Below are 25,928 nucleotides of genomic sequence, written 5' to 3' on the forward strand. Positions count from 1 at the left end.
TTTAAGAACTGCGAAGCACGGAGGGAATCTCTATGAAACATAATACATTTCTCGTTAAGCCAGCGTCCAGCCTGTGCAATCTGCGTTGCCGGTACTGCTTTTATGACGATGTTTCCAACAGCCGAGCCTGCAAAAATATGGGACTGCTTTCCCATGAAATGGCAGGAGAACTGGTCGAAAAGGCTTTTGCAGCCACAGAGGAAGGCGGCAGCGTCCATTTTCTGTTTCAGGGCGGCGAACCGACTCTTGCCGGGTTGGATTTCTTCCGGTTCTTTCTGGAAACGGAGCGTTCCATGCAGCGCAATATCTCTGTGTTCCACAGCATCCAGACCAATGGCATTTGTCTGGATGAAGAGTGGGCTTCCTTTTTCAAAGCCAACTCTTTCCTCGTAGGCCTCTCTCTGGACGGCACACAGGAGAACCATGATCTCTATCGGCTGGACGCAGCTGGGCAGGGCACATGGGATAAAGTAACTCATGCGCTTGCGCTGCTGGATGCCTACAGGGTCGAAACGAATCTGCTCTGTGTTGTAACCGGACAGCTGGCCAGAAAGCCGCAGCGAGCCTTCAAAAGCCTCTGCGAGTTGGGACAGCACAATCTGCAATTCATCCCATGTCTTGACCCACTTGATACGATTGGAGGGCAGGCATATTCTCTAACGCCGGAACTTTATGGTCGTTTTCTGTGCGGCGTCTTTGATAATTGGTATCAGCAGCTGCAACGAGGCAATTATATCAGCGTTCGCAATTTTGAGGACTATCTGCGTATCCTGCTGGGAATGCCGCCTACCTCCTGCGCTTCCTCCGGTTCCTGTGGACATTATCTTACCGTAGAAGGTGACGGAAGCCTTTATCCCTGTGACTTTTATGTTCTGGATGAGTGGAAGCTGGGAAATCTGAGCCACTGTACCGTTGAAGATGCGCTTGATTCTCCCACAAGCCAGACATTTCTGGCACAGGGCCGCAAACGCCCGGCGGAATGCGCAGCATGTGCTTATCAGCTGCTCTGCCGGGGCGGATGCAAGCGAGATTGGGATGCCTCTGGAAGCAACCGCTTTTGCGCAGCGTATAAGCAGTTCTTTGCCTATGTGCTTCCGCGCCTGCATACTGCTGCACATTTTCTGGCACAACAAAACCGGTAAAGAGATTCTCCCGGAGAGCAGTACTACCTCCGGGAGAATCTTTATTTTACCTTTTTGAGCTTCCGGATGGAATGGCCATCGTAGAGGATGGGCTTCATGACATAAGTGTAGTTCCGGTCATCGCATTCGCCGGTGGAAATCATCTCCATAAGCCGCAGCGCAAGCTGACGTCCCATCTCGAAGCCTTGCTCCACGGAGCAGGTAACATCCTCCTGCCGATAAGTTTCTTCGGAATAATCAAAACAGACCAGCGAATAATCTTCGGGTACAGTCTTCCCCATTTTCTGCAGGGTTTTCATGACCAGCCGATAGATGATGTAGTTGCAGCAGACGATAGCGGTGCATTTAGGGATGCTCTTCAGAAATCTTTCAATGGAACGGACATAGCTTTCGTTGTGGGCTTCGTCCGAAATACACCACTTGATGTAATCATCGTTCAGTTCCAAACCACGATTTCGCATCGCTTCCGCCATGCCTTGAAACTTTTCTACGCTCTGGTAGTTGTCGTACACGAAGATGCCTGCAATGTGGCTGTGTCCGGCATCCATCAGGCGTTCTATCAGCTGATGGGCACATTCGATATCATTGATCGTTACGCGGGGGCAGCGCAAGTTCCGATAGAAGTTGTTGTAGAATATCACCGGGATCTTACGTCGGTAAAGCTCCTTGTAGCAGTCAAGATTTGGGCTGAGGATGCTCGATTTGACACCATCCACGATGAAACCGTGAAAATTCTGATGTACCACAGTCTCCAGACAGCGGCGTTCGTTGCAGAATTTGTTATCGGTCAGAAATACATGGAGGTCAACCTGCTCCTGCGTCAGGACACTGCGAACCCCTTCGATTAATCCCGAATTTGCACTCGTATCCTGACCTTGCAAAACAAGGCCGATCTTATAAAGTGCATCCTCGGTGTTCAAATCGCGCGTCATCACCTTTTCCCGGTGGAAATAGGTGCCGCTCCCTTTGACTTTGTACACGATTCCTTCATTCACCAATCGGTCAATGGCAACTCGAATCGTTTCCCGGCTGACGCCCAGCTTTCGGCAGAGTGCATTTTCCGAGGGCAGTCGTTGATTTCCAGAAAACTTGTTTTCGTCGATATAAGCCAGAAGCCAACGATATACCTGAGCAGATTTTTTCTCAGCAGCCGAGAGCATGGGCAAACGCTCCTTTTCAGTCGGTGATGGTGGGGCGGGTGCCTTCTGCGTGCTGTATCCAGTTCAGCAAGCGCTCACGAAGCTCCGCTTTGACGTCGGCGTATGCAGGATCTGCGACAACATTGTTCAGCTGCCACGGGTCTTTCTGCATATCATAGAGGAAGTCGTCCGCATACACATCAGATGCCGCAGCCTCGCCGCCATTGACACCGGGGGCATAGACAGAGTACATATAATCTGCCGTGCGGATGCAGCGGCCGCAGCGGCTCTCCGAGATTTGGGCGTAGACCTCATTAGCTCTATTATGATTTTTCTTTTCCACAACGTCAAGCAGATTTTCGCCGATCATCTTGTCGCCGACATCCACGCCTGCCAAAGCCAACAGAGTCTTGGGGATGCTCTCGGTGCTGACCAGCTCGGTGACTTCCTTGCCGCCCTTGAACGGGCCGCCGCAGATGACCAGCGGCACATGCAGGCAGCCGTCGTGGCACGAGCGCTTATAGTCATCGTATCCGTTCAGATGGGCGTCGCGGTTGCGGGTCTTGAAGTGAGAGCCATGGTCGGAAGCATAGAGGATAACTGTATTATCATACAGGCCTTTTTCTTTCAGCTTTGACACCAGCTTACCAAGGTTTTCATCAAGGCTGGCACACTGGCCCAGATAATCCGGGTACTCTTCCGCTGCGTTTCCACCCAGAGCCTTCAGATCTTCCGGCAGAACAAAATCTGCGAATCGCTGCTTCGAGCCGTTGGGGCCTTCGTAGTGGTTGTGGTCATTCTGATGGTGCGGCTCAATTTGGGATACGGTCATGAAGAAGGGCTTTTCGCCGGTGTACTGGTCGAGGTAGTCCAGCGCGAACTGGTTGATGCAGTCAGCACGGTAGCCCTTAAAATCGATGCGGTTGTTGTTCTCGTCGAACACATAGCCGTCGTAGCCGTGGGAGGTAAATTCCAGCACATCGGCTGCACGCCAGTAGCCGGTGTAGCCGCCGCGCAACTCCAACGGAACGGCTGTAATGGTATGGTCAATGGTCGGCTTCTTTTCCAGCTCGCCATCCGAGGCCAGATGCCACTTGCCGACATAGGCAGTTTCGTAGCCGGCATCTTTTTCCATATACTCGCCCAGAGTCTTGATATTCGAGGGCAGCATCAGGTTATTGCGGAAACAGCCTGTCTCAGTGGGGTATTTTCCGGTCTGGAACAGGGCGCGGCAAGGGCCGCACACCGGCTGGGGAGAGAAAGCATTGTCAAATTTTACGCCCTCCTCTGCCAGCTTGTCCAGATTGGGTGTGACGTTGAGCGGCTGGCCGAAGCAGCCGCAGGTATCCCAGCGCTGCTGGTCACTGAAGTAGAAAATAATGTTATATGCCACGGTCTTTACCTCCTTTTACTGTTCCACTTTCGCGTTCTTCGTTTCCTTCATCTTGCCGCGCAGGATGCCGATGATAACCACCACGATTAGCGCGATAAAAATCCAGCAATACACACTGCTGAAGAAGATTTTGGGACTTCCATCCGAGATGAGCAGGGCGCGGCGGAAGTTCGTCTCGGTCATATTGCCCAGCACCATGCCCAGCAGCACAGGGACAGCGGGCAGCTCCAGCTTGCGCATGAACCACGCCATCACGCCGAACACCAGCGCAACGCTCAAATCAAAATAGCTGCTGTTCACCGAGTAAGCACCGGCGAAACAGAAAATCACGATGATGGGGGTCAAGATCTGCTGAGGGATGGAGACGACCTTTGCAAACAGGCTAGTCAGGTATTTGCCCTGCAGGAACATGAAGATGTTCACGAGGATAAGGCCCAGCATGATGGCATACATGATAGCGCCGTCGGTGGTGAACAGCGAGAGACCGGGGTTCAGGCCATTTATCATCAGGGCCGACAACATGATGGCCACGCAGCCGTCGCCGGGGATGCCCAGCGTCAGCAAGGGAATCAGGGTCGCGCCACAGACGGCATTGTTGGCAGACTCAGCAGCCGCAACGCCCTCCACAGAACCGTGGCCGAATTCCTCGGGATGCTTGGACAGGTTCTTCGCAGTATTGTAGGAGAACCACGAGGCCTCCGACGCACCCGTGCCAGGTACGATACCAACACAGGAACCGATGATAGAACCCATCAGCACTGGTCGGAACATCCGCTTGTATTCATCTTTTGTGATTTTGCCGTCATCATTGCCGATTTTTCCGGCGTGAAGGTTCAACTCATTCCGCTTCAGCTCTGCCTTGCCAATGATTTCCACCAGTGCGAACAAACCGATGAGGGTAACGGCAAGGTCAAGACCCAGATACAGACGGGGAATACCAAATGTAAAGCGGTCATAGCTGGTCATGGGGTCTGCGCCCACACAGGAAATAAGCAAACCAAGGCAGGCGGCGATGATGCCCTTGACAAGGCTCTTACCAGAAACGCCTGCAATAATCGTCATGCCGAACAGGCAGACCATAAAGTACTCCGCCGTGCCGAGCTGTGCCGAAATTTTTGCGACCTGAGGGCCGAGGAAGAGCAGCACCAACGCAGAGAAGATACCGCCAAAGGTAGATGCATAAAGTGCAATTTTCAACGCCGCCTTAGTGCGGCCCATTTTGGACAGCGGATAGCCGTCCAGCATAGTAGCCGCCGCGTGGGGCGTACCCGGCGTGTTGATAAGGATAGCCGATACCGAGCCACCATAGCCACCTGCGCAGTAAATGCCCAACAGGAACATCATGCCGGGAATCGCACGCATGGTATAAGTGACAGGCAGGAATAGGATGATGCAGAGGATAACACTTAATCCCGGGATGGCCGCGAACACGCAGCCAATAAAGACGCCGAGGTTTATCCAGATGATATTTTCGAGGGTGAAAAGCAGCCCGGAGGCCGGGCCGATAAAGTCAAACAAACCCATATTCTGCCTCCTCAGAAACTAACATTCAGCACAAAGTGGAATACGACCCAAATCAACACAGCCATTGAAACTGTGATGGCATAGTAAAGGGGTTTCTTGCAGCGGAAAAAGACCAGAAATGCCAGTGCGCAGAATACAGCGCCCACAACAAACAGATCCGTGACCTCTGCCAGCAGATAAGTGACCACCAGAATGAGGACGATGACGAGTGCTTTTGTTTCCACCAAAAGATTCAGCGTTTTAGTTTTGGTCGGGCGGTGCATCACCATGTTGTATGCCTCGCGGCCCACCAGAAGGGCGCTCATGGCCAGCATGAGCCAAATCAGCATCGTCGGGAAAGCGCGGCCATTCACAACGTCTTTTTCCGAGATCTGCACCTGCTGCGGCATGATGAGCAGCAGCACGATGCCAATGACCAGAAACAGAATGCCGCAAATCAGGTCTACCGGGTACTCGATGTTCTTCTGTTCGAGCTTTGCGCCCCATTCATCCAGTTTTGCTTCGGCACGTTCTATCAGATTTTTCACTTGTTTCAACTCCTTTTGAAAACATAAAAGCAGGGAGAAGGGGATGTCCCCGTTCCCCCTGCTTCAGCTTTTTGTCGCTATGAGGGCTTTTTATCAGCCTGCCACGATGTCCTTATACTGCTCGACGATGCTCTTGACGTTCTCAATATGAGCTTTGACGTCATCTTCGCTCATCGTATCAACTTCCAGCAGCATGGTATCGTTCAGCCACTCGACCATCTCATCATCGGCGAGGATCTTATCATACAGCTCTTTCAGCTCGGCAACCTTTGCGGCGTCAGTACCTTTGCGAGCCATGACGAAGCAGCGGTTGCGGAAGTAGGGGTAGCCCTTGGAGCCAACGCCCTCAACGCCTGCGAAGGGGCCGTTTTCGATAGCCTTGTCATCGAATGCGCAAACCACATCAACGCCGCCCTGCTGGTAGGTCTCAAGAATCTGAGACTGGTGAGAGACCGCGAAGTTCGTTTCACCCTTAGCTACAGCCTGTGCAGCCTCCGCAGCGGACTGGTACGGAGTCAGTTTCAGCTGGTCTCCGGCACCCATAGAGCCGAACAGAGCCGCTGCCAGGAAAGCCTCGGAGCCGGTAGCGCCGTTAACGGCCACGGATACGGGGTTGCCTGCCTTGACATAGGCCTCCAGATCGTCCAGGTTCTTGAGGTTCAGTGAAGAATCAGCGGACAGGACGAAGACGGAGGAGTACAAGTTCTCCACGAACTCGAAATCGTCGTAGCTGAACTGCAGCTTGGCCGGATCCAGAGTCTCGGTAATGGCGAACAGACCCTCACCGGCGAAGACCAGTTCCTTATCATTTGCCTTAGTACTGGACACCCAAGTGTTGACAGTAGCAGCATCGCCCTTGACGGCTTCAGCAACCAGTGTGATTTTATTATCAGAATAATCAGGGGACTTGGCAGCAGCCTTTTGGCTGACCATCGCTGCTACACCAGACGGTGCCCACGGGCAGGTAACTTTCCAGCTCTCCTGTTTGCTTCCGCAGCCGGTAAGCATCGACAAAGCAAGGACACCGGCGGTGACCAACGCCGCAATACGCTTTTTCATCATTTTACTCTCCTTTTTTGTTTTGCCTTTTCGTGTGGTAGCAAGCACTTCACCGTGCTTTTGTTACCAACAAGATAACATTTCAAGCAATTTCAAGTCAACAAATTTTTTTATTTTATAAAAAAAGTTGTCTGGTAAAAGAGCTAAATGACCACATCTGTATTTTGCTGTAGAAAACTTATTGTGCATATTGCACATCCGCTTGAATCATCTTTGTGCAGCTTAAATTCTTTCATGATGTAAAGTGTATCATATTCATAATAGAAGTCTTACTATTGTCTCCATTCATAAATAATTTCTTCGGAATCATCTTGACGTACCCTACGAACCATGATATTCTCTATCACAAATCCCACTGAACTTGTAGATTGATTGCAAATCTTCTGCAAAAGTGGTTGGTTATCACCGTGAGACCCACCACTTCAGTGAGGGAAAGTCCGCAAAAGAATTTACCGCCCCGCAACACACCCGATTCATTTTGCCGCTGTTTCACCCGACAAAATCCATCGCTATGCTGCATGGGCGGTATTTTTCTTTTACGGGAAACGCACCTTGAAAATCTCATGAGCCGACCGGACGTGATACCGACTTTCCGTCAACGCCGCTGCACAAACAGGGGCAGGAACTTCGTTCGGAGCAAACGGTGACCCCATTACATGAGCAGCACCACCTCTACTTATTTTTGCGTCTTAACAATTCGGAAACATTTGTTGAAAATGCGTTTTGAGCGCAGCGGTAGAGGGCAAGAACCGTCCCGTGGCCACAAATTTTCAATTCTTGAAAATTTTTTGTCCATCCGGGACTTCACTTCTGCAATGCGTCCGCATTTCCGAAGTGATCTTGTTGGGGCGTGCCTGCCCCAAACCCTGCTTAGAACGGACGAGGAGGAATTGTGTCAATTTGACGCAATTCCTCCAACTTATAGAGAGAAACAGAGTGTTCCCGACGGGGAACGCCCTATTGTACATATCGCTATTGTCTGTGGTCTTTGGCAGGGTGCGTCCTATTCAGGGACGCACCCTGTTTTTATTTTGAGCCTTCACCGACTTTTTGAGATTCCGCCCTCTGCTTCCCGAATCAGAATCGTCAGCCGCTTCTGAACGCTATCATCTGCTGTGACGGTCAGATGAATTTTGCCCGCTGCTTCTCCTGCACGGACCACCGCCATGCAGCAGCCGCAGCATGGCAGGGGAGCCCAGCAGGCCGATGAGCAACAGCACCACACCGGCAACGGCGCTGATAATGGCCGCCGAGTGGACGGTCTTTTCCACGTCCTTGGGGTGGCGCGCACCGTAAAAACGCGCCACCAGCAGGTTGGAAAGCGCCAGCGGCAGACTGACCAGAAAGATCTGCTTGGCCAGAGGGCCTTCCGTCAGCGTATTCGTTTGAGAACTCATACTCTTTTTCCCTTTATCCTATATATCCCTAAACCGTGCCCGCGCACACCGGGGCACAGCCTCTTTTATAAGGCACTACGCTACTTTTGCAAGATGGAAACGGCAAAATGGCGCAAAAAAAACACGGCACCCGGCGGGGCGTCGTGTTTTTTGCGGAAAATATCTCAGCCCAGGTCCTCACCGTTGGTGGCAATGACCTGCTTGTACCAGTCAAAACTCTTTTTCTTATAGCGGTTCCCGGTGCCGGAGCCGTCGTCGTTGCGGTCCACGTAGATAAAGCCGTACCGCTTGCGTAGTTCGCCGGTGGTAAAGGACACCACGTCGATGCAGCCCCACGGGGTGTAGCCCAGCAGGTCCACGCCGTCCAACTCCACGGCCTTTTTCATCTCCTCGATGTGGGCGCGCAGGTAGTCGATGCGGTAGCTGTCGTCACAGGTGTGGTCGGGCTGGAGTTTGTCGATGGCGCCGAAGCCGTTCTCCACGATAAACAGCGGCTTCTCGTACCGCTCGTACAGGGTGGCCAGTGCGTAGCGCAGGCCCACCGGGTCGATCTGCCAGCCCCAGTCGCTGGCCTTGACGTAGGGGTTCGGCACGGTGTGGGCATTGCCGCCGCTGATGCCGTCGCTCTCCACGGCCACGTCCGAACGCACCGCGTTGCTCATGTAGTAGCTGAAGCCCAGATAGTCCACAGCACCCTCGGCCAGAATGGCCTCGTCGCCCGGCTCCATCACCGGGGCAGTGCCCTCGCGCTCCCATTCCTTCTTAGCGTAGGCGGGGTAGTGACCGCGGCAGTGCACATCCGCAAAGTAGTAGCGCTCGTGCATGGATTCCAGCGCCAGCATCACGTCGTCCGGGTTGCAGGAGTAGGGATAGTACGGCACAAAGGAGCACATGCAACCGATCTGGAAGTCCGGGTTGATGGCATGGCCCTTTTTGACCACGAGGGCCGAGGCCACCAGTTCGTGGTGTACCACCTGATACAGGGCCTTCTTCTTGTTCTCGAACTGGGAGAACCGCACGCCGGAGTTGGTCCAGCCAAAGATGTCGTTGGTGGTGTTGCTCTGGTTGTTGATCTCGTTGAAGGTCATCCAGTACCTGACCTTGTGTTTGTAGCGCTCCATCACAGTGACGGCGTAGTGCACGAAGAAGTCGATGCACTTGCGGTTGTACCAGCCGCCGTACTCCTTGGCAAGGGCGTAGGGCATCTCAAAATGGCTCAGGGTGATCACCGGCTGGATGCCGTACTTGAGCAGTTCGTCAAACAGATCGTCGTAGAACTGCAGACCGGCCTCGTTGGGCTGCTGCTCGTCCCCGCGGGGGAAGATGCGGCTCCACGAGATGGAGGTGCGGAAACACTTGAAGCCCAGTTCGGCAAACAGCTTCACATCTTCCTTGTAGGTGTGGTAGAAGTCGATGCCCTCGTGGTTGGGGTAAAATTCGCCGGGCACAATGCCATCGGTGATGCGGCGGGCCACACCGTTGGCACCGCCGGTCATCACGTCGCTGACGGACGGGCCGCGGCCATCGGCGTTCCAGCCGCCTTCCAGCTGATGGGCAGCAACGGCACCGCCCCACAAAAAGTTTTCAGGAAGCATATTCTTTCTCCTTGGTCAAATGTATATCAGTTTTTCTGGGATTCTTTTTCGTCGCAGCCCACCACCTGCACCAGAACAATGGTGATGATAATGGTGGCCAGCACGCCGATCATCATGCCGGTAAAGGAAGAGGGATTGGCGTCGCTCATGGCGTTGACGGTGGTCAACAGGCCGGGCAGACCAGCGTATACATAGTACTTGGTGTTGAAGAAGCTGATGATCAGCGCACCGATGGCACCGCCGATGCAGCCGCAGACGAAGGGCTTCTTCAGGCGTAGGGTCACGCCGTAGATGGCGGGCTCGGTGATGCCGAAGATGCCGGTCAGGCCAGCGGACAGGGAAACGTTCTTGATGTCGGCCTTTTTGGTCTTGAGGAACACGCCGAAGCAGGCAGCAGCCTGTGCGATGACGGCGCAGGTCTGGAATGCCTGAAAGGAATCGCAGCCGTAGTTGGCAAAGTTGGCAAGGCACATGGGAGTGACGCCCCAGTGCACGCCGAAGATGACGAACACCTGCCAGATGCCGCCCACCAGAATGGCGGCCAGTGCGGGAACGTTGTTGGCAAGGAAGTTGTAGGCAGCAGCAATGGCGTTTGCCAGCACATTGGACACCGGGCCGATGACCAGAATAGTCAGGGGAACCATAACAATGGTGCAGATAAAGGGCACAGCCAGCGCCTTGATGATGTCGGGCAGATGCTCGTCCAGCCAGTGCTCCAGCCAGCTGAGCACCAGCACCAGGAACAGCGGCGGCAGCACGGTGGAGGTGTAGGTGGTCTGGCTCATGGGGAAGGCCAGGAACTTGATGACCTCACCGTCTGCGATGCGGGCAGCGATGGAAGCCCAGTCCGGGTTGACCAGCGCCATGCAGCACCACATGGCAATGAAGGTGTTACACTTGAAGTGCTTGGAAGCAGTGACGGCGATCATGACCGGCAGGAAGGTGAAGGGCGTCCAGCTGATGAAGCTGAGCACGGAATACGTACCGGTGGCCGCAAAAGCGGGGAAGAAGTGGGTAATGATGATCAGTGCGCCTTGCACCAGACCGGCTGCGGCCAGAATGTACACAAAGGGTGCGAACACGGCGGACATGGTGGCGATGATGCGGCTGCCGAGGCCCTGCTTGACTTCCGGCGCGGCAGCGGTGCTGTTGTCCAGATCCAGCAGCTGGGCCAGTGCTTCGTACACGTCCTTGGCATGGGTGCCGATGACCACCTGATACTGGCCGCCGCTTTCCATCACCTTGATGACGGCGGGCATCTCGGAGATCTGTTTGGTCACTTCGTCCGAGGGTGTTTCCCTCAGCACCAGACGCAGGCGGGTGGCACAGTGGGTCGCGCTGAGGATATTGTCCTTGCCGACGGCGGCACAGATGTCGGCGGCAAGCTTTGTGTAATCGCGGATTTTGTTTGCCATGATGTTCTCTCCTTTTCATCAGATCACGGGTTTGCCTTGTGTCCTCATTATACAGAGGAAAAACCGCATTGTCAGCTGATTTGATGCGCCAAAAAACAAAAATGTGCAGAAAAAACAGCTTGTTTTTTCTGCACATGGATACAAACATCTGTACAAATTGACGGAGCGTTTCTGCGGTCACTCCAGCAGGCGGTTGTACACCCGGCGGGCCAGTGCTTCCAGCAGGTAAAGTGCAGGCATCTGACTGGTCAGGTCGTAGCTTTCGGTGGTCACGCGGTGCACGGAACTGTAGTACGGCAGGGTGATGTCGGAAAGCTTTGCCGCAGAACTCTGGTCGGAACAGGTAATGGCGATCAGTCCGGCGTTTTTCTCCTTCAGCTGCCGGGCCAGATGCAGCACCTGCTTCGTTTCGCCGGATACCGAAAGAATGACGGCTGCGATGGTGGTGTTGGGCGTGACGGTGATGGGATAGAACGGGTCGGTCACGCCCAGCGCGAATTTGCCCAGATTGGACAGATACCGTGCACCATACTCGGCTATGCTGCCGGAATTGCCGATGCCCACCAGAAACACCCGCTCTGCCCGTGCGATCATACCGGCGGCTTCGTCCAGCGCTGCATCGTATTCCGGCGTGCCGACTTTCCACAGAAAGTTCTGCAACTCGCCCAGCGTGTCCGGCAGACGGGATCCCTGCGCGGAACCGGCCTGCTCCTTCAGCTTCCATTTGAATTGCGCATAACCGTCACAGCCCACCTTTTTGCAGAAGTGCAGCACTGTGGTGGTGGAAACGTGCGCTTCCGCTGCCAACTCCCGGATGCGCATGAAGGGCACCGTGTTCGGATGCTCGATGATGTACTGGTAGACCAGCAGTTCCAACTCGTTCAGATTTTTGATCTGCTGCGGGGTGAATAGTTCCATGAAAAGGCTCCCTCCTTGTCCCGATATCTGTCCTTATTATAGCAAAAGGAAGAACGGAAAAACAGGGCGAACATTTCCGTTTGCATTTTTAGCGCGGCTGTGCTATACCGTTTTATACTGACAGCATCAGTATGTGCGATCGTAGCTCAGCTGGATAGAGCCTTCATTCTGCTTTCCGAAGAAAACAAAAAATCCGAACCCTTCTCCTATCGAGAAAAGGTTCGGATTTTCATTGTTTGGTGCGATGGAAGGGACTCGAACCCCCGGCCTACTGATTCGTAGCGCACGCCGGTCGATTCCCTCAATTTTTGGAAGTTACGTTTTAACGTTATTTATCAGCGAAGCATCGCAGATTTTGAACTTCGAGTTTCTGCACCCTTTGTCCGATTTTGCAACGATTTGCACCCTTTGCACGTTTTGAAACCGTGCAAAAACCGTGCAGAAACCGTGCACTTACTTTCAGACAAATGAAAAATCGACTTATCCGACAACGACTTGACGGCATTGGTTCGAGTGACCGCACACCAAAAATCAAGTCTTGGAGGATACTATTATGACAAAATTGCTTTCCTGCCGCTACAACATGGACACCAACCGGGTGGAAGCCCAGTTCGAAGATGGCACCACCCTTGCCATTGACTGCATCGCTGTGGAGGACGAGTACGGCCATACCCCAGCGCAACGGGCGGAGCTGGACTGGCTGCTCTATAACAAGCCTTTGGAGTATGCGCAGATGGTACTGAGAGGGGAGATGGAGCACTACCTGTCGCTGGGATGTGACCACGGCAGGCTGGAAGATTGAGCCACAGAAAACGCGCGTTAAAACCGCTAATCGCGCGGCACGCGTTTTTATTGTTGACTTTCTTTCAGTCCGCATTGCACGGCGTGCATTCTAGCATACGATTCCTCTTCCGCAAAATTCAATCGTATTACAGTTTATTTTTGCAGTTTTTCGCTTTCACATCGCATCTTTCTACGTATGAAGAATGCACGCCCGTGCGATTTTTGTTCGCGGTTTATTCGCGCTTTGTTCGCGCGATTGCGCGTTTTCAGCGCAAATTCAGCGTAAACCATACCAAGTCAGCGTATTTTCAGCGTAAATCCTGAAATGTCAGCGTAAAACGCTCCTTTAGTGTAAGACTCAGCGCAAATCTTACCGACAATGCCCGTCTATCTATCCAGAAAACCTCGTGGGCAAGCATCTTGCGTTTTCTTTCGATTCATTTTCTGATTCTCAAGAATTTTTATTATCAGTTGATCTTTCTGTGCTTTCGGGTGTATAATCAAGACACATCGATTCCTTACTCACTTTGTAACCGCTACACAGGAGGTTCAACATGAATTCTGAAATGCTTGGCCTTAGCTATCTTCAAATTGCCTTAGGCAAGACTGACCATTTAGTCGCCCATATCAATTCCAATGATAAGGAACCCTCTTGGGATGGCGATGTTGAAGTATACCGAAAAGCTGGTCACGTCCACGCTAAGGCCGATTTAATTCTAAAAGTCCCTGTCCAGGTCAAAGGGCACTGTAAACCAAATTTGAAAAAGAAGAGCATTAAATACTCTATCCAATACGCCGACTTGAAGAACTATCTTGCTACAGGCGGAACCATATTTTTTGTTATTTATATCAACGATTCTGGCGATAAGGCAGCTATATATTATGCAGACTTGCTTCCATACGACCTAAAGAAACATCTAAAGGCATATGACGGAGATCCTTATAAGTATAAGAGCATTGAACTGAAAGCATTTCCCAAAAAGAAAAACGACATCGCAGATGTTTTCCTCAACTTCACGCATCATATGAATATGCAGCGTGCGTCCATTAACAGCACCCCTGTTACTTTAGAGTCGTTGTACACATCTGATCCTGCACAATTTTCCAATATAGAACTTACTATGGGCTATTCTACTACATCACGAAATTATCAATTTCCCTTCGACTATTTTTTCGACCACGAAACATATCTTTATGTTAAGCAGCCACACAATGTGACCTTGCCCATTGCTCATCTAAAAAATGTCGAGACTGTGAACTATACAGTAAATGCCCCAATTAGTGTAAAGTCAGTAGTATTCTACGACCACTATACTGTTTCCCGCACGAAAAATTTGTCAACCATAAATTTTGGTGCGGATATTCATCAAGCTCTACAAGTTGGCACTCAAGCCAAACCCGATTTTCATTTTTCTCTGTCGGGTTCACTTTCCGAACGCATCCGAGATGCTCGATTCATTATTGCTGTACTAAACGCTCAGCAATACGAAATAAATGGTGGTGTACTAAATTTTAGTGGCGCATCTTCCAACAGTTCCGGTTTCATTGACGTTTCTTCCATCCAAAAACAACTCGACTTCTTGGTCGGTATGCAGGACACTCTAAACCTTCTCCATGTGAAAAAGGATTTAGACCCCTCGCTTATCAATGAAGCCGGGCAAAATTGTCTTAACATCTTAAAAATCGCACTTCTGGACAAAAAATCAGTCAAATTAGTTCCTTCTGACTCTATTTTTAGACCCTGCCATGTTGCCAATCTAAATCTTCTTTTATGCACACTTCCCATTGAGGGAACCGATAATTTCTATGACGTTTATGACTTCAATCAAGCTCCTATAACTTTTACGACAGAGGATTCTTCCGGCAATGAAAATCCATCTTCTTATTATGTCCAATTAAATCGTAACCTCATGGTGTGGTGTGATAATATTGACTACGACATCATGCTCGACACACTTAAGGGAATCCCTTTCTCCGAAGAATATTCGCAGTCTCTCAACACTCTCATTCTTGAAATGCTTCATGCATATGATTGTAGCAATTCTACGAGAGAAGACATTCTCTCAGCAGTTATAGAACTTACTGACTGGGTGCGAAAAAATGACACTTTCTCTCTGCCCTCTGTCACAACCATCAATCATTATCAGGCTATCAAACGGTCACGCAAATTAACGGTTTCCGAACAAGCCGACTTATACCAACTCACCGAATCTCCTCAAGAAGATGAACAAATATATGTGGGTGCTTACTTATTATTGGATTCACCTGTTGCAGCTACTGTACACTTTTCAAAACTTTCTCTTGAAGAACAATCCACTTTTTTAGGATTTCCAATTAGTCACTTTATGCCAAACAACCATTGATTCACAAGTCCAGCCATTCTTCCCTTCGGCTTTCAACCAGTTCCCGAATCGAACTGATGCATTCCTCCGTATCTTTCAACACTTCCTTCTCCCAAAAGTGGATAACATACCAGTCCTTCGCCCTTAAATCCTTGTCGTCCCGGATATCCCGTGCGATATTCTCCTCGATTTTGGCTATCCAGTACTCCCGGTTACGTTTCAGCTTCGGCTTGCGTTCTTCCCAGTTCTGCCCATGCCAAAACTCACCATCCACGAAGATAGCGATATTATATCTCAGGACGGCAATGTCGGGAGAGCCGGGGAGACGCTTATCGTTCAACCTATACCGAAAACCCAGATGCCACAGACGCTTCGCCAAAAGGACTTCCGCCTTGCCTTGCTTCAGGTGGACACGAGACATCCGTTTGGATGTTTCCGGGGTCGTATCATATGATTTTGGATGTTTCATTTGGTTTTATCACTGTATCTGAGGTGTCACATCCTCATAAACGATCCTATTATCAACGCAGATGTACCGCAAAAGCTTCAGCCGATTCCATTGTTTATTGCGGACCGGGTGACTTCCAAGCGTATAGTACCGTCGTACAACTTCCCGATAGTACTCGTTCAGATCATCCTCATAATCTGCTGCGATGATACAGGCTTCTATCATTTCATAGTCACCATACGCATACTCTGCACACACCCAATCAACGTATTTCAAGACTTGGTCTATCGTCGACTTTTCTGCCTTATCTTTCTTCAGTTCAATGGTCAAATATTGGCACGGGATTCTTGTCCCCTCCAAATATCTCGCAGCAAAAACATCAATCTTATCCATATAATTGATAGGCTTGAACGGGGATGCTACCACTTGATGGGACACATAATCCCATCTGCCAAGATTCGGGATTCCCTCATTACATAAGTCATAAACGACCGATACCTCTAGGGCCATTTCATGTTTCACCCTATCTGCTCTTACACAGTTGCGAAGCAAACTCTCCGGTTTGATCAAATATCGGTTCAACTCATGTGCGCCTATCAGGTCATGCATCTCATCATTTCTTTCCCAAACATGCTGACCTGTTCGCATTTCTTGCTGATGCCGAAGCAATAATATCTCTTTCAGGGACTCGTTTTCTTCATCGCCCAATTTTATAAATGAGACATTCCAAAAGGCACGAAGCATCTTGAACGTGTTCGGTTTATAGACCAACACCTCATCGGTGTCGATTCCTTCCTCAAAAAAGTACGGCGACGCCTTAAAAGTGCACAACCATCGGTACCAGATACTTTCCTCACCAGAATCGACCAACAGGTCATCCCTCACATCTGCGTAATCGACCGCTGCACAAGTTGATGAACCCGGAAAATTTGAATACTTGCAATCTGGGCCGACTGCGACCAATTCTCCGATACCATAGATTTTACGCTCACTAAAAAAGTAAACATTGTCTCCCGGTTTCATGGACACATAATCCGCCAGCGTTGCCTCAAACGGTCTTGAAGCCAAACTGTTCAAGCGAGTCGCATAAACCCCTCGTTCTGCACAGATCTTTATTATCTCGGTATCTCCGCCGATAGCAAATACATATCCTGCCATTTTATACTTCCTTTATCTGCTCCGCAACATACGAATTGTTCAGCCAGAAGCACTGCTTCGTCATAGAACCACCCGTAGGTAGGGGCGCGGTATCCGTACTATCCCGCCCATGGGGGCGGACGTGAGCCACACGGCTTTCCGATGCCTTAGGCAAGTTATTGCGGTTCCGCCCGCTGGCATCTTTCCAGATGTGAACACCCTCCCGTAGGGTATCGACCGTACGCTGCCACACATGATGCACCTCTTCCAGATCCTCTGCCGGGATATTCCAGAATTTCACCCTCTGGAAGTAGCACTCGCCGTCCTTCGACTTTTGGAAGATGATGAACAGGAATTTGGTCGGTGCAAGAAGGTCATAGAGCGCAGACTCTTCCCACGTTTCGTTCATCATCGCACAGAAATCCATCCTCGGGAAGGACACATTCTGTTCGATACTTCCATCTACCTCCACAGTGATGGCTTTCGGTTGGATGCCTGCCTTTTGGAATTCCTCTGTGTTCGACAGATGCCCTTTCACGCCAAGCATCGCTGCCACTAAAAGCTCGTTGAGGTTCTTGGCATTCGTTTCTACGCCCAGCCGTGCCTTAAGTTCCGTCCTGCTCATCCCCACATAAGGCCGGACTTTTGCGCTGAACCAGTCCTCAAAGCTGGTCGTTCTTAACGCTGCCGGGTCTTTGATGATCTTCTCGCAGGGTTCGTCCCCGAAGATGTACCGCCGCAAGATCTGCGTCATGTAGCTGGACTTCAGCGAGTACGCCCGCTTCATGGCCGGGATAGGACTGAACGGCTGCGACCGGGTATCCTGCGAGTTGCGGCCTTTCGGACACGCTGCCAGATACATGGTATCACCCTCACTGATCAGGTGTGCCTGTCCTGCCTTGATCTTGTCCATCAGGATCTTCCAGTCATTGCGGATGACCTCCAGATCCTCGTCCGGGAACTGGAACAGCACTGCCTTGTCGATCGTAAAGTCGACCTTGGGCACCCCATCCCGGTGCTCATAGGACATCAGCAGCATACAAGCACACTTCACCCAGAATGCACTGGTCTCGAAGGTCTTGTAGTATTCTTCATCATAGTTCAGCATATCGCAGACCAACCGTTCCTTGGCCTGAATGCCACGAGGGGTCTGCCGATAGGGTGTCACCTTCAATTCAACGCCCGCCTCCTCAAAATCGGGAGCCGGGTTGCTATTGGGCTTATACCCAAACCAGCTTTCCTCCACAACGGTACCGATGGCACCTTTGCCTGTTGCGATGCGCCCAGTCTTGTCGATCTCGCCCAGCGTTTTGCCGACTGCTTCCTGCCCACGAGCGAGAACTTCCGCCTTCGTTTTGTACTTCCGCTGCTCCATGACTTACCCTCCAATTTTAGGGGTTGATCCCTCGGTAGGTTTTTGCTATAATAATGGTGAGAAAACGGTCAAAATCACAAAAAGTGGTTGATCTTTTTCTCAAAAAAGTGTATACTTAGATTTAAGTATATCACAGAATGGGGTGTTATGAAAGTGTCAGCAAATAGCGATATTCGTGTTGTGGAGCTATTTGCCGGCGTCGGCGGTTTCCGCGTTGGATTAGAGCGTTGTTCCGAAAGATTTAAGACGATTTGGGCAAACCAATGGGAACCCGGCCAAGCTGGTCAATGGGCTTATAAGTGCTACGACAAAAATTTTGGCGAGGATTCCCACTGTGTGAATGCAGATATCGCCACCGTGATCGATCAAGTGCCGCCGCACGACCTTCTGGTGGGTGGCTTTCCCTGTCAGGACTACTCTGTTGCCAGCACCGGTGCTAAGGGCATCGAGGGCAAGAAGGGCGTCCTCTGGTGGTCCATCTATCAGATCATCCAGAAGAACCATCCCAACTACGTTCTGCTGGAGAATGTAGACCGCCTGCTTAAATCACCCGCATCCCAGCGTGGCCGTGATTTCGGCATCATCCTGAAGTGCCTGCAGGAAGAAGGCTATGGCATCGAATGGCGTGTGATCAATGCCGCAGACTATGGCTGCGTCCAGCGCAGACGGCGTACCTTCATCTTTGCATTCAAGAACACCACCAAGCAGTATGAGCGTATGACCTCGTGTTTCTCTGCGGACACAAAGGACGGTCGTGTCTGGCTGATGCAGGAGGGCTTCTTTGCCCATGCATTCCCGGTGCATTCTGAGGTCGCAGACCCTAAGAAAGTGACCACCGTCGATTTCAATGAATATACCGACACCGTTGACGTAACGAACCGTTTCAGAGCCGCTTTCTACAACAGCGGTGTGCTGTGCAACGGTAAGATCTTCTCTCTGGAAGCCGTCCCGAACGGTAAGGAACCGATGCTGCTCGGCGATATCATTGTCAACGGCGATATCGACAAAAGCTTCTTCATCGAGGATGAGGATCTGGAAAAGTGGAAGTACATGAAGGGTGCCAAGACCATCGAGCGCACTTCCAAGACCGGCTACTCCTACACCTTTTCCGAAGGTCCCATTGCGTTCCCAGACCCTCTCGACCGTCCCGGTCGTACGATGCTCACCAGTGAGGGTACCAAGAACCGCAGCTCCCATGCGATCACCGACCCTAAAACAGGGAAGTTGCGTATCCTGCTGCCGGAGGAGTGCGAACGCATGAACGGTTTCCCGACGGGCTGGACCGACACTGGGATGCCGAAGCGTCAGCGTTACTTCATCATGGGCAATGCCCTTGTCGTTCCGCTCATCACCCAAATGGGCAAGCAATTACTGGATATCTTATAACAAAAAACCAAGGCTGCTTAGTCGGCCTTGGTTTTTATGCTTTTTCGCCACGATCAAGAGGTGCCCTATCATGGAGAATATCCGTGTTGTTGAGCTTTTCGCCGGGGTCGGCGGCTTTCGCCTTGGGCTGGAGCAGGCTTCCTCCTGCTTTCAAACTGTCTGGGCGAATCAGTGGGAACCATCCATGCGTTCCCAATTTGCTTTCGAGTGCTACGAACGGCATTTCGGGCATCGCCCAGAACACGTTTGTCAGAACATCGTGACCGCCAAAGAAAACATCCCTCCACACGACCTTTTGGTCGGTGGCTTTCCCTGTCAGGATTACTCCATCGCCAAAAGGGGCGCACGAGGGATAGAAGGGAAGAAGGGCGTTCTTTGGTGGGAGATCAACGCTATCCTACGGGCACACAAGCCTCGCTATGTCCTTTTGGAAAACGTAGACCGGCTCATCAAGTCTCCAGCATGGCAAAAGGGGCGTGATTTTTCCATCATCCTACGGTGCTTCTATGAAGCAGGCTATGCCGTTGAATGGCGGGTGATAAATGCCGCCGACTATGGCGAAGCACAGCGCAGGCGGCGCACCTTTCTCTTTGCCTTCCGAAACGACACCGCCCTGTTCCGAAAAGCAGCGGACCTCATCTGTGTAGAGGGTCTGAAGGGTGCCCACCAGTTGCTCCTGCAGGACGGCTTCTTTGCCCCCATCTTTCCCTTGTATGGTTTTGAACGGAAATACAGCGAGGGATGGCTCGATGAGTTTCGTTACCTCGACTTGAAGGATCTGTCTGCCGCACAATCCTGCCACTTTTACGCCTCCGGGCTCATGGTCAACGGCCGCTTCTATTCCGTCGAGAGCCTTCCCCTTCAATTCCCATATAAGCCGCTCTGCTCCGTGCTGGAGACCGCCCCACTTGCAGAGCGATATTTCCTTTCTGCTGCCGACATCAATCACTGGCGGTATCTCAAGGGCGCAAAGCAGGAGACCCGCCACCGCAGGAACGGTTCTACTTATTTCTTTTCGGAAGGCTCTATGGCATTCCCCGATTGTTCCGACCTTCCTGCCCGCACGATGCTCACCAGCGAAGGCTCCGTTTCCCGCAGCACCCATGTAGTCGCAGACCCACAGACCCAACGTCTGCGTACGCTAACGCCCATCGAATGCGAACGGCTCAACGGCTTCCCGGATGATTGGACAGCCGGGATGCCGGAACGACTGCGCTATTTCACCATGGGGAATGCGCTTGTCGTTCCGCTGGTCAAGGCCATGGGCAAGCGGATCAGCGCACTGGCCGAGGACGAGCAGCGCAGTTGATGGGCGTTTCTCTTGGGTTTCCAAAGGGGCCGCAGCACCCCTTTGGCACACGACTTTGCCTGCAAAGTCTAGTGTGTTACACCTTGGTTCCGGCTGATGCGGAAAAGGGGCTGCGAAAGGCTCCGGCAAGCACCTGTTCTGTGGCAGAAGGATGCGCGGATGGGCGTGGCAGTTGACGGTCTCTGCCCACCCAGCGCAGGCTTTCAGAGGAACCAATGGTGTACGTTCTCCCGTCCTGCCGCAGCAGCGTTTTTCCCCTATAAGCCGCAAGGTAAATAATCAACGTCTGTGCTTTCCCCGGTTGCCTGCAAGTGTTCCCGGTTTCAGCATTGCCGTTTTATAAAGAATCTTCTTTATCAGCTTTCTTTCATCCTCTGTCAGCTTATCGTAGTTGATGCCGATTGCCTTCAATGCCGTTCGGATCTTCTTTTCATCCGCAGACCCTTCATGTTTCTGTGCATCCTCCAGTTCCTTCATCAGGTTATCGATCATTGAACCATCCGAAGTGGTCTTGTCCTTGCGGTGTTCCGTCTTGATGTTCTTCAGGATGGCCACCAACTCATCGTACAAGACCCGGCCAAAGTACTCATCTTCATCGATCTGCCCCAGCTTCAAGGTGCTCATGTACAAATCGTTTTCATCTGCTGCATACTTCTTTTTCAGCATTTGCCGGGTCGCTTCCAGACCAGCATTGAGGTTTTGAATGTTTGCGCTGACATATCCGTCCACATAGATTTCCAGATCGGTCATGAACCTCTGAAAATTCTCATGCACGATCAGCTCACACAGCAGCCGATGATTGAATTTTCCATTCCTTAATACGTCCACTGCGCCATCGCTCAGATGCAAGTCCGAAAGGACTGCATCTGGGCGTTTTTTGTTTTCCGTCACCCCCAGCAGGTAGTCCGTGGTCACGCCATAGAACTCAGCCAGCGTTGTCACCGCATAAATGCTGAGGTCGGTCACATCGTCGCTCTCATACTTCGACAGTGCCGATTTGGACAGACCCGTCTGCTCTGCCAGCGTTTCCAGCTTCAGATTCCGCTCCACACGCAGGTCTTTGAGCCGTTCTCCCAGTGTCAGCTTGATGTTCATGGTCGCACCTCCGATGTTTTTTGCACAGTATACCACTTCCGGCGGTTCCTGTCCATAAGCGTGGAATTTTGCTGATTCTGCACCTGTTTTCCGACATTATGGATATACGGCACAGCGGCCATTGCGGTGCTATCCTATAGACAAAAAGAAAACATATAACTCCCCAGCAGCGAACATATTAAGGGCTTCCCGCGAAAGCCCTCTGAAATATCTTTCATACCAGAACCTTGAGAACAGAATGACCGTCCGAACTGCCCAGACCGCCAAGACCTCCCATCGGGGGAGCGAGCGCCCTGCATGGGGCCGACACAGAGTCCAAAAAGATTTCCTGTCGGGAGGCAGCAAGGGAGACCGGCTTCACCGAAGTTCCCATTTTGGGAACACCGGTGACTTTGAACGTGGCAGGGATCAAATTGATCCGTGCCAGAGCTTTTGAGCAAAGGAGAAATTTTGAGTTTATATCAAAAGATCAAGTCCGCCATCACCGTTCGGCAGGTGGGAGAGATGTACGGCATGGAGCCCGACCGCCATGGCATGGTGTGCTGTCCGTTCCACTCCGACAACCACCCCAGTATGATGCTGAACGAATCCTACTATTACTGTTTCGCTTGCGGGGCCAATGGAGATGCCATAGACCTCACCGCCAAGCTGTTTGACCTGAATCCCCGGCAAGCCGCCGAGAAGCTGATACACGACTTCGGGCTTGACCCGGATAAGCCGCCCGCCAATGCCATCGCCCTGCCGCTGCCCAAGCGTGACCTGACGGACAAGCAGTGGGCAGACATCGCCTACTGCCTGCGGGTGCTGACCGATTATCTCGACCTGATGCACGACTGGCAGGAGCGCTACAAGCCCGCCACCCCGGAAGAACCGCATGACCCACGGTTTGAAGAAGCCCTCCACATGACCGAGACCATCGAGCACCTGACGGACTGCGTTGCATTTGGGACGCCCCAGCAGAAGGCCGCTGCCGCCTCACAGCTGCTGTCCGGGTCGTACCTGCTGATGCTGGAAGAGCGCATCGACCGCCTTGCTCTGGCGAAGTGCGCCTGATAATTTATTCACCCGAAGTGGTGGGTCTCACCGTGAGACCCACCACTTCACTTTTCTAAAGGAGAACTACCCTATGAAGAAAAACATTTCCCGCAACCCCTTATGGCCGGACTGGTACAACGGCAAGAAAATTGACGAAGTCCAGTTTGGCCGTGCCTTTCTGGAACAGTGGCCGCTGAAATGCGTCAACGGAACGCTGTACACGCTGGACGGCCCGGTGGAGGACGAGAGCGAAATCAAGCAGCGCATCTTGGAGAATATCGAGGAATATGTCACCTCCGGCCTGTCCAAAAAGGTCACCAACATTCTGGAGACCATCAAGCTGCTGGCCTTTTCCGACCCGTTCCCCATCGAGCAGGACTGCATCCACCTCCAGAACGGCGTGTTCCATCTGCCGGACGGCTCTTTTCAGGAGAGCCGCCTGTTCTGCCAGAACCGCCTGCCTGTGAGGTATGACCCCAAAGCCGCCAGCCCTGACCGCTGGCTGACCTTTCTACACGAGCTGCTGGACGATGCTGACATCCCCACCTTGCAGGAATATCTGGGCTACTGCCTCATCCCCAGCACCAAGGGGCAGAAGATGATGCTCATTGTCGGCAAGGGCGGCGAGGGCAAGTCCCGCATCGGGCTGGTGCTGAAACGGCTCATGGGAGATGCCGCCAGCAACGGCAGCGTCCAGAAAGTGGAGAACAACCGTTTTGCCCGCGCCGATCTGGAACGCCGCCTGCTGATGATCGACGATGATATGGATATGAACGCCTTGCCCAAAACGAATTATATTAAGACCATCGTGACCGCCGAGGCCAAGCTGGACTTGGAGCGCAAAGGTGTCCAGAGCTACCAGCGCGACATCTACGCCCGATTCCTCTGTTTCGGCAACGGTGCACTGACCTCGCTGTACGACCATTCGGACGGTTTTTTTCGCCGCCAACTCATCCTGACCACCAAGGACAAGCCCGCCGACCGCACGGACGACCCTTTCCTTGTGGAGAAGATGTGCGCCGAGTTGGAGGGCATCCTGCTCTGGTGTCTGGAAGGGCTGCATCGGCTGGTGCAGAACAACTTCCGCTTCACGGTCAGCGAACGAGCCGCTGCCAACGTGGACACCATCAAGCGCAGCAGCAACAATGTCATCGACTTTATGGAGTCCGAGGGCTACTTCCGTTTCAAGGCGGACTACTCCATCAGCTCCAAGGAGTTCTACGACATTTATAAGCAGTGGTGCGAGGACAACGCCTGCCACAGCGTATCAGCCATCCGTTTCAGCGCAGAACTGCGCCAGAATGACCGCCGCTACAACCTTGAAGCCACCAACAACATCTACCTGCCCGGTGGCCGCAGGGTGCGGGGTTTTGTAGGCATCGAACCGCTTGTCCACCCCTGCCCGTAAAAAGTGCATTTTTTCACGGAAGAAGTTCGTACAACCTGTACGGTCTGTACTTGTACGCACCTGTACGGCAAATTGAAGTAAATTTGAACGTGTTATCGTTTGTATTTTAGGTTTCCGTACACCGTACAGACCGTACGGGTTATTTGAAGTCCGTACAGATTTTTTGTACACCCCAAGAAGGAGCGTGATCTATGAAAGCCCAATACGGCATTTTAAGATTCAAAAAGTACAAGGGGCCTGCTATCAGCCCCATCGAAGCCCACAACGAGCGCACCAAGGAGCAGTACGCCAGCAACCCGGATATCGACACGGACCGGAGCCGCTACAACCTCCATCTGGTGCAGCCGCAGGGCAGGTACCGGGAAGAAGCCGACCGCATGATAGCCGCCGCCCACTGCCGTGTCCGCAAGGACAGCGTGCGGGTGGTGGAGGCGCTTGTCACTGCCAGCCCGGAGTTTTTCAAGGACAAGACCAACCGGGAGATCAGGGCGTACTTTGCGTACGCCCTGAAATTTTTGGAGGGCAGACAGTGCCCGGATACCTTTCTCTCTGCTGTTGTCCACATGGACGAGAAAACACCCCACCTGCATCTCTGCTTTGTGCCACTGACCGCAGACGGACGGCTGAGTGCCAAGGACATCATCGGCAACCGCAAGAACCTTGTGAAGTGGCAGGACGAGTTCTGGCAGCACATGGTCAAGCAGTACCCGGAGCTGGAACGGGGTGAAAGTGCCAGCCAGACCGGGCGGGAGCACATCCCGCCCCGCATCTTCAAGGAGATGACCCAGCTGACCAAGCAGAAGGAGCAACTGGATGCCCTGCTGGTGGGCATCACCCCCTTCAACGGCAAGAGCCGTGCAGCGGAGATCAGCAAGGTGTTGGACAGCTATATCCCAAACGTGGCACGGATGAAGGACCAGTTGCGGAAGTACAACGTAGCCTTCACCAAGACCGCCGCCGAGAACAGACAACTGAAAAAGAAAAACAAGACGCTCTCTGCCTCGCTGGACAAAGCGAAGGAAGGGAGCGTCTTGAAGCGTCTGGAGGATGCCAAGCTGCGGCAGGACTATGAAGCCGCCCTGAAAACGCTGGACAGCATCCCGTCGGAGGTCATTCGATTTTATGAGAACCGCAGCACGCAGGAGCCTGCGATGCGCCATGATAAGTAAGGAGCAATGCCTATGTGTAATAAAATGTACGAGAATGTGAAATCTTTGGATTATACGAAAAAGTTCTTGCAGTCGGACTCTGATCCGGCTACAATGGAGGTGGTCACTCGAACCAATGCCGTCAAGTCTCCGACCAACAGCCCTGAGACCACAAAGCTGGTGTACACGGTGAAGGAAGTCGCGCAGATGCTGGCCATCAGCCAGCGTGCCGCCTACAACCTGTGCAACAGCACCACCGAGTTCCGTGTCCTGCGGGCAGGCGGAAGCATCCGCATCCCGAAGGACAGCTTCGATGCGTGGCTCTACCGGGCAGCTTGATAAGGAGGCAAATC

22 protein-coding genes are annotated in these 25,928 nt (G+C 52.3%); 9 read left to right on the forward strand and 13 right to left on the reverse strand.

Features of this window, described 5'->3' with window-relative positions:
- The first annotated feature begins 32 nt into the window (after positions 1 to 32).
- The gene (locus J3348_RS09510; protein WP_113991664.1) at positions 33 to 1,142 is read left to right on the forward strand and encodes an anaerobic sulfatase maturase; all 1,110 of its coding nucleotides are present in this window, start codon (positions 33 to 35) and stop codon (positions 1,140 to 1,142) included.
- Positions 1,143 to 1,183: 41 nt separating this feature from the next.
- Here J3348_RS09510 and J3348_RS09515 read toward each other — a convergent pair whose 3' ends face one another.
- The 9 genes from J3348_RS09515 to J3348_RS09555 all read right to left on the reverse strand — a co-directional run bounded on the left by J3348_RS09515 (position 1,184) and on the right by J3348_RS09555 (position 12,109).
- Complete coding sequence (locus tag J3348_RS09515; protein WP_113991663.1) at positions 1,184 to 2,302, reverse strand: GntR family transcriptional regulator; 1,119 nt, start codon at positions 2,300 to 2,302, stop codon at positions 1,184 to 1,186.
- A gap of 16 nt (positions 2,303 to 2,318) precedes the next feature.
- A complete protein-coding gene (locus J3348_RS09520) occupies positions 2,319 to 3,674 on the reverse strand; it encodes a sulfatase-like hydrolase/transferase (protein ID WP_207698851.1) in 1,356 nt (451 codons plus the stop codon).
- 15 nt (positions 3,675 to 3,689) lie between these two features.
- The gene (locus J3348_RS09525) at positions 3,690 to 5,198 is read right to left on the reverse strand and encodes a tripartite tricarboxylate transporter permease (RefSeq protein ID WP_015536705.1); all 1,509 of its coding nucleotides are present in this window, start codon (positions 5,196 to 5,198) and stop codon (positions 3,690 to 3,692) included.
- 11 nt (positions 5,199 to 5,209) lie between these two features.
- Positions 5,210 to 5,725 (reverse strand): tripartite tricarboxylate transporter TctB family protein, encoded by a 516-nt coding sequence (locus J3348_RS09530; RefSeq protein WP_113991662.1) that lies wholly within the window; start codon positions 5,723 to 5,725, stop codon positions 5,210 to 5,212.
- Between the two features lie 93 nt (positions 5,726 to 5,818).
- Complete coding sequence (locus J3348_RS09535; RefSeq protein ID WP_097782793.1) at positions 5,819 to 6,784, reverse strand: tripartite tricarboxylate transporter substrate-binding protein; 966 nt, start codon at positions 6,782 to 6,784, stop codon at positions 5,819 to 5,821.
- Positions 6,785 to 7,890: 1,106 nt separating this feature from the next.
- A complete protein-coding gene (locus J3348_RS09540; RefSeq protein ID WP_242702941.1) occupies positions 7,891 to 8,181 on the reverse strand; it encodes an MATE family efflux transporter in 291 nt (96 codons plus the stop codon).
- 164 nt (positions 8,182 to 8,345) lie between these two features.
- Entirely contained in the window at positions 8,346 to 9,776 is a 1,431-nt protein-coding gene (locus tag J3348_RS09545; protein WP_112121592.1) for a 6-phospho-beta-glucosidase, read from the reverse strand.
- Positions 9,777 to 9,802: 26 nt separating this feature from the next.
- Positions 9,803 to 11,191 carry a PTS transporter subunit EIIC gene (locus J3348_RS09550; RefSeq protein WP_112121591.1) on the reverse strand — a complete coding sequence of 463 codons (1,389 nt, stop codon included), beginning with the start codon at positions 11,189 to 11,191 and terminating at the stop codon, positions 9,803 to 9,805.
- Positions 11,192 to 11,368: 177 nt separating this feature from the next.
- Complete coding sequence (locus tag J3348_RS09555; RefSeq protein WP_112121590.1) at positions 11,369 to 12,109, reverse strand: MurR/RpiR family transcriptional regulator; 741 nt, start codon at positions 12,107 to 12,109, stop codon at positions 11,369 to 11,371.
- 553 nt (positions 12,110 to 12,662) lie between these two features.
- Here J3348_RS09555 and J3348_RS09560 point away from each other — a divergent pair.
- Together J3348_RS09560 and J3348_RS09565 are read left to right on the forward strand one after the other, a co-directional pair.
- The gene (locus tag J3348_RS09560) at positions 12,663 to 12,911 is read left to right on the forward strand and encodes a DUF6061 family protein (protein WP_207698852.1); all 249 of its coding nucleotides are present in this window, start codon (positions 12,663 to 12,665) and stop codon (positions 12,909 to 12,911) included.
- 535 nt (positions 12,912 to 13,446) lie between these two features.
- On the forward strand, positions 13,447 to 15,255 hold the full coding sequence (locus J3348_RS09565; RefSeq protein WP_207698853.1) for a DUF4365 domain-containing protein: 1,809 nt from the start codon (positions 13,447 to 13,449) through the stop codon (positions 15,253 to 15,255).
- A gap of 1 nt (position 15,256) precedes the next feature.
- Here J3348_RS09565 and J3348_RS09570 read toward each other — a convergent pair whose 3' ends face one another.
- From J3348_RS09570 to J3348_RS09580, 3 genes are read right to left on the reverse strand one after another with little or no spacing between them, the layout of a single operon-like run.
- Positions 15,257 to 15,703 (reverse strand): very short patch repair endonuclease, encoded by a 447-nt coding sequence (locus J3348_RS09570; RefSeq protein ID WP_207698854.1) that lies wholly within the window; start codon positions 15,701 to 15,703, stop codon positions 15,257 to 15,259.
- A gap of 9 nt (positions 15,704 to 15,712) precedes the next feature.
- Entirely contained in the window at positions 15,713 to 16,840 is a 1,128-nt protein-coding gene (locus J3348_RS09575) for a hypothetical protein (RefSeq protein ID WP_207698855.1), read from the reverse strand.
- 1 nt (position 16,841) lies between these two features.
- A complete protein-coding gene (locus J3348_RS09580) occupies positions 16,842 to 18,194 on the reverse strand; it encodes a Sau3AI family type II restriction endonuclease (RefSeq protein WP_207698856.1) in 1,353 nt (450 codons plus the stop codon).
- Between the two features lie 147 nt (positions 18,195 to 18,341).
- Here J3348_RS09580 and dcm (J3348_RS09585) point away from each other — a divergent pair, with 147 nt between their 5' ends.
- Together dcm (J3348_RS09585) and dcm (J3348_RS09590) are read left to right on the forward strand one after the other, a co-directional pair.
- A complete protein-coding gene (gene dcm, locus J3348_RS09585; protein ID WP_207698857.1) occupies positions 18,342 to 19,580 on the forward strand; it encodes a DNA (cytosine-5-)-methyltransferase in 1,239 nt (412 codons plus the stop codon).
- Positions 19,581 to 19,650: 70 nt separating this feature from the next.
- Entirely contained in the window at positions 19,651 to 20,889 is a 1,239-nt protein-coding gene (dcm, locus tag J3348_RS09590) for a DNA (cytosine-5-)-methyltransferase (RefSeq protein ID WP_207698858.1), read from the forward strand.
- A 279-nt stretch (positions 20,890 to 21,168) separates the two neighbouring features.
- On the opposite strand, the gene J3348_RS09595 is transcribed toward dcm (J3348_RS09590), so the two are convergent.
- Positions 21,169 to 21,984: a helix-turn-helix transcriptional regulator gene (locus tag J3348_RS09595; protein WP_113991720.1), complete on the reverse strand. Its 816-nt coding sequence runs from the start codon at positions 21,982 to 21,984 to the stop codon at positions 21,169 to 21,171.
- Between the two features lie 450 nt (positions 21,985 to 22,434).
- Between J3348_RS09595 and J3348_RS09600 the strand changes: the two genes are divergently transcribed.
- The 4 genes from J3348_RS09600 to J3348_RS09615 all read left to right on the forward strand — a co-directional run bounded on the left by J3348_RS09600 (position 22,435) and on the right by J3348_RS09615 (position 25,914).
- Positions 22,435 to 23,037 carry a CHC2 zinc finger domain-containing protein gene (locus J3348_RS09600; protein ID WP_242702943.1) on the forward strand — a complete coding sequence of 201 codons (603 nt, stop codon included), beginning with the start codon at positions 22,435 to 22,437 and terminating at the stop codon, positions 23,035 to 23,037.
- A 73-nt stretch (positions 23,038 to 23,110) separates the two neighbouring features.
- A complete protein-coding gene (locus J3348_RS09605) occupies positions 23,111 to 24,427 on the forward strand; it encodes a phage/plasmid primase, P4 family (RefSeq protein WP_207698859.1) in 1,317 nt (438 codons plus the stop codon).
- A 191-nt stretch (positions 24,428 to 24,618) separates the two neighbouring features.
- Positions 24,619 to 25,596, forward strand: coding sequence for a MobV family relaxase (mobV, locus tag J3348_RS09610; RefSeq protein ID WP_207698860.1), 978 nt, complete (start codon positions 24,619 to 24,621; stop codon positions 25,594 to 25,596).
- 24 nt (positions 25,597 to 25,620) lie between these two features.
- On the forward strand, positions 25,621 to 25,914 hold the full coding sequence (locus tag J3348_RS09615; RefSeq protein WP_015565022.1) for a helix-turn-helix domain-containing protein: 294 nt from the start codon (positions 25,621 to 25,623) through the stop codon (positions 25,912 to 25,914).
- Positions 25,915 to 25,928 lie beyond the last annotated feature (14 nt).

It is taken from the genome of Faecalibacterium sp. Marseille-Q4896 (assembly GCF_017377615.1).
GTDB lineage: Bacteria > Bacillota > Clostridia > Oscillospirales > Ruminococcaceae > Faecalibacterium > Faecalibacterium taiwanense.

Bases quoted from the DNA above. Each gene is read 5' to 3' on its own strand.
- J3348_RS09550 (WP_112121591.1), bottom strand. From the start codon at position 11,191: ATGGCAAACAAAATCCGCGATTACACAAAGCTTGCCGCCGACATCTGT.
- mobV (WP_207698860.1), top strand. From the start codon at position 24,619: ATGAAAGCCCAATACGGCATTTTAAGATTCAAAAAGTACAAGGGGCCT.
- J3348_RS09525 (WP_015536705.1), bottom strand. From the start codon at position 5,198: ATGGGTTTGTTTGACTTTATCGGCCCGGCCTCCGGGCTGCTTTTCACC.
- dcm (WP_207698858.1), top strand. From the start codon at position 19,651: ATGGAGAATATCCGTGTTGTTGAGCTTTTCGCCGGGGTCGGCGGCTTT.
- J3348_RS09560 (WP_207698852.1), top strand. From the start codon at position 12,663: ATGACAAAATTGCTTTCCTGCCGCTACAACATGGACACCAACCGGGTG.
- J3348_RS09575 (WP_207698855.1), bottom strand. From the start codon at position 16,840: ATGGCAGGATATGTATTTGCTATCGGCGGAGATACCGAGATAATAAAG.
- J3348_RS09535 (WP_097782793.1), bottom strand. From the start codon at position 6,784: ATGAAAAAGCGTATTGCGGCGTTGGTCACCGCCGGTGTCCTTGCTTTG.
- J3348_RS09540 (WP_242702941.1), bottom strand. From the start codon at position 8,181: ATGAGTTCTCAAACGAATACGCTGACGGAAGGCCCTCTGGCCAAGCAG.
- J3348_RS09615 (WP_015565022.1), top strand. From the start codon at position 25,621: ATGTACGAGAATGTGAAATCTTTGGATTATACGAAAAAGTTCTTGCAG.
- J3348_RS09545 (WP_112121592.1), bottom strand. From the start codon at position 9,776: ATGCTTCCTGAAAACTTTTTGTGGGGCGGTGCCGTTGCTGCCCATCAG.
- J3348_RS09605 (WP_207698859.1), top strand. From the start codon at position 23,111: ATGAAGAAAAACATTTCCCGCAACCCCTTATGGCCGGACTGGTACAAC.
- J3348_RS09570 (WP_207698854.1), bottom strand. From the start codon at position 15,703: ATGAAACATCCAAAATCATATGATACGACCCCGGAAACATCCAAACGG.
- J3348_RS09515 (WP_113991663.1), bottom strand. From the start codon at position 2,302: ATGCTCTCGGCTGCTGAGAAAAAATCTGCTCAGGTATATCGTTGGCTT.
- dcm (WP_207698857.1), top strand. From the start codon at position 18,342: ATGAAAGTGTCAGCAAATAGCGATATTCGTGTTGTGGAGCTATTTGCC.
- J3348_RS09510 (WP_113991664.1), top strand. From the start codon at position 33: ATGAAACATAATACATTTCTCGTTAAGCCAGCGTCCAGCCTGTGCAAT.
- J3348_RS09595 (WP_113991720.1), bottom strand. From the start codon at position 21,984: ATGAACATCAAGCTGACACTGGGAGAACGGCTCAAAGACCTGCGTGTG.
- J3348_RS09580 (WP_207698856.1), bottom strand. From the start codon at position 18,194: ATGGAGCAGCGGAAGTACAAAACGAAGGCGGAAGTTCTCGCTCGTGGG.
- J3348_RS09565 (WP_207698853.1), top strand. From the start codon at position 13,447: ATGAATTCTGAAATGCTTGGCCTTAGCTATCTTCAAATTGCCTTAGGC.
- J3348_RS09555 (WP_112121590.1), bottom strand. From the start codon at position 12,109: ATGGAACTATTCACCCCGCAGCAGATCAAAAATCTGAACGAGTTGGAA.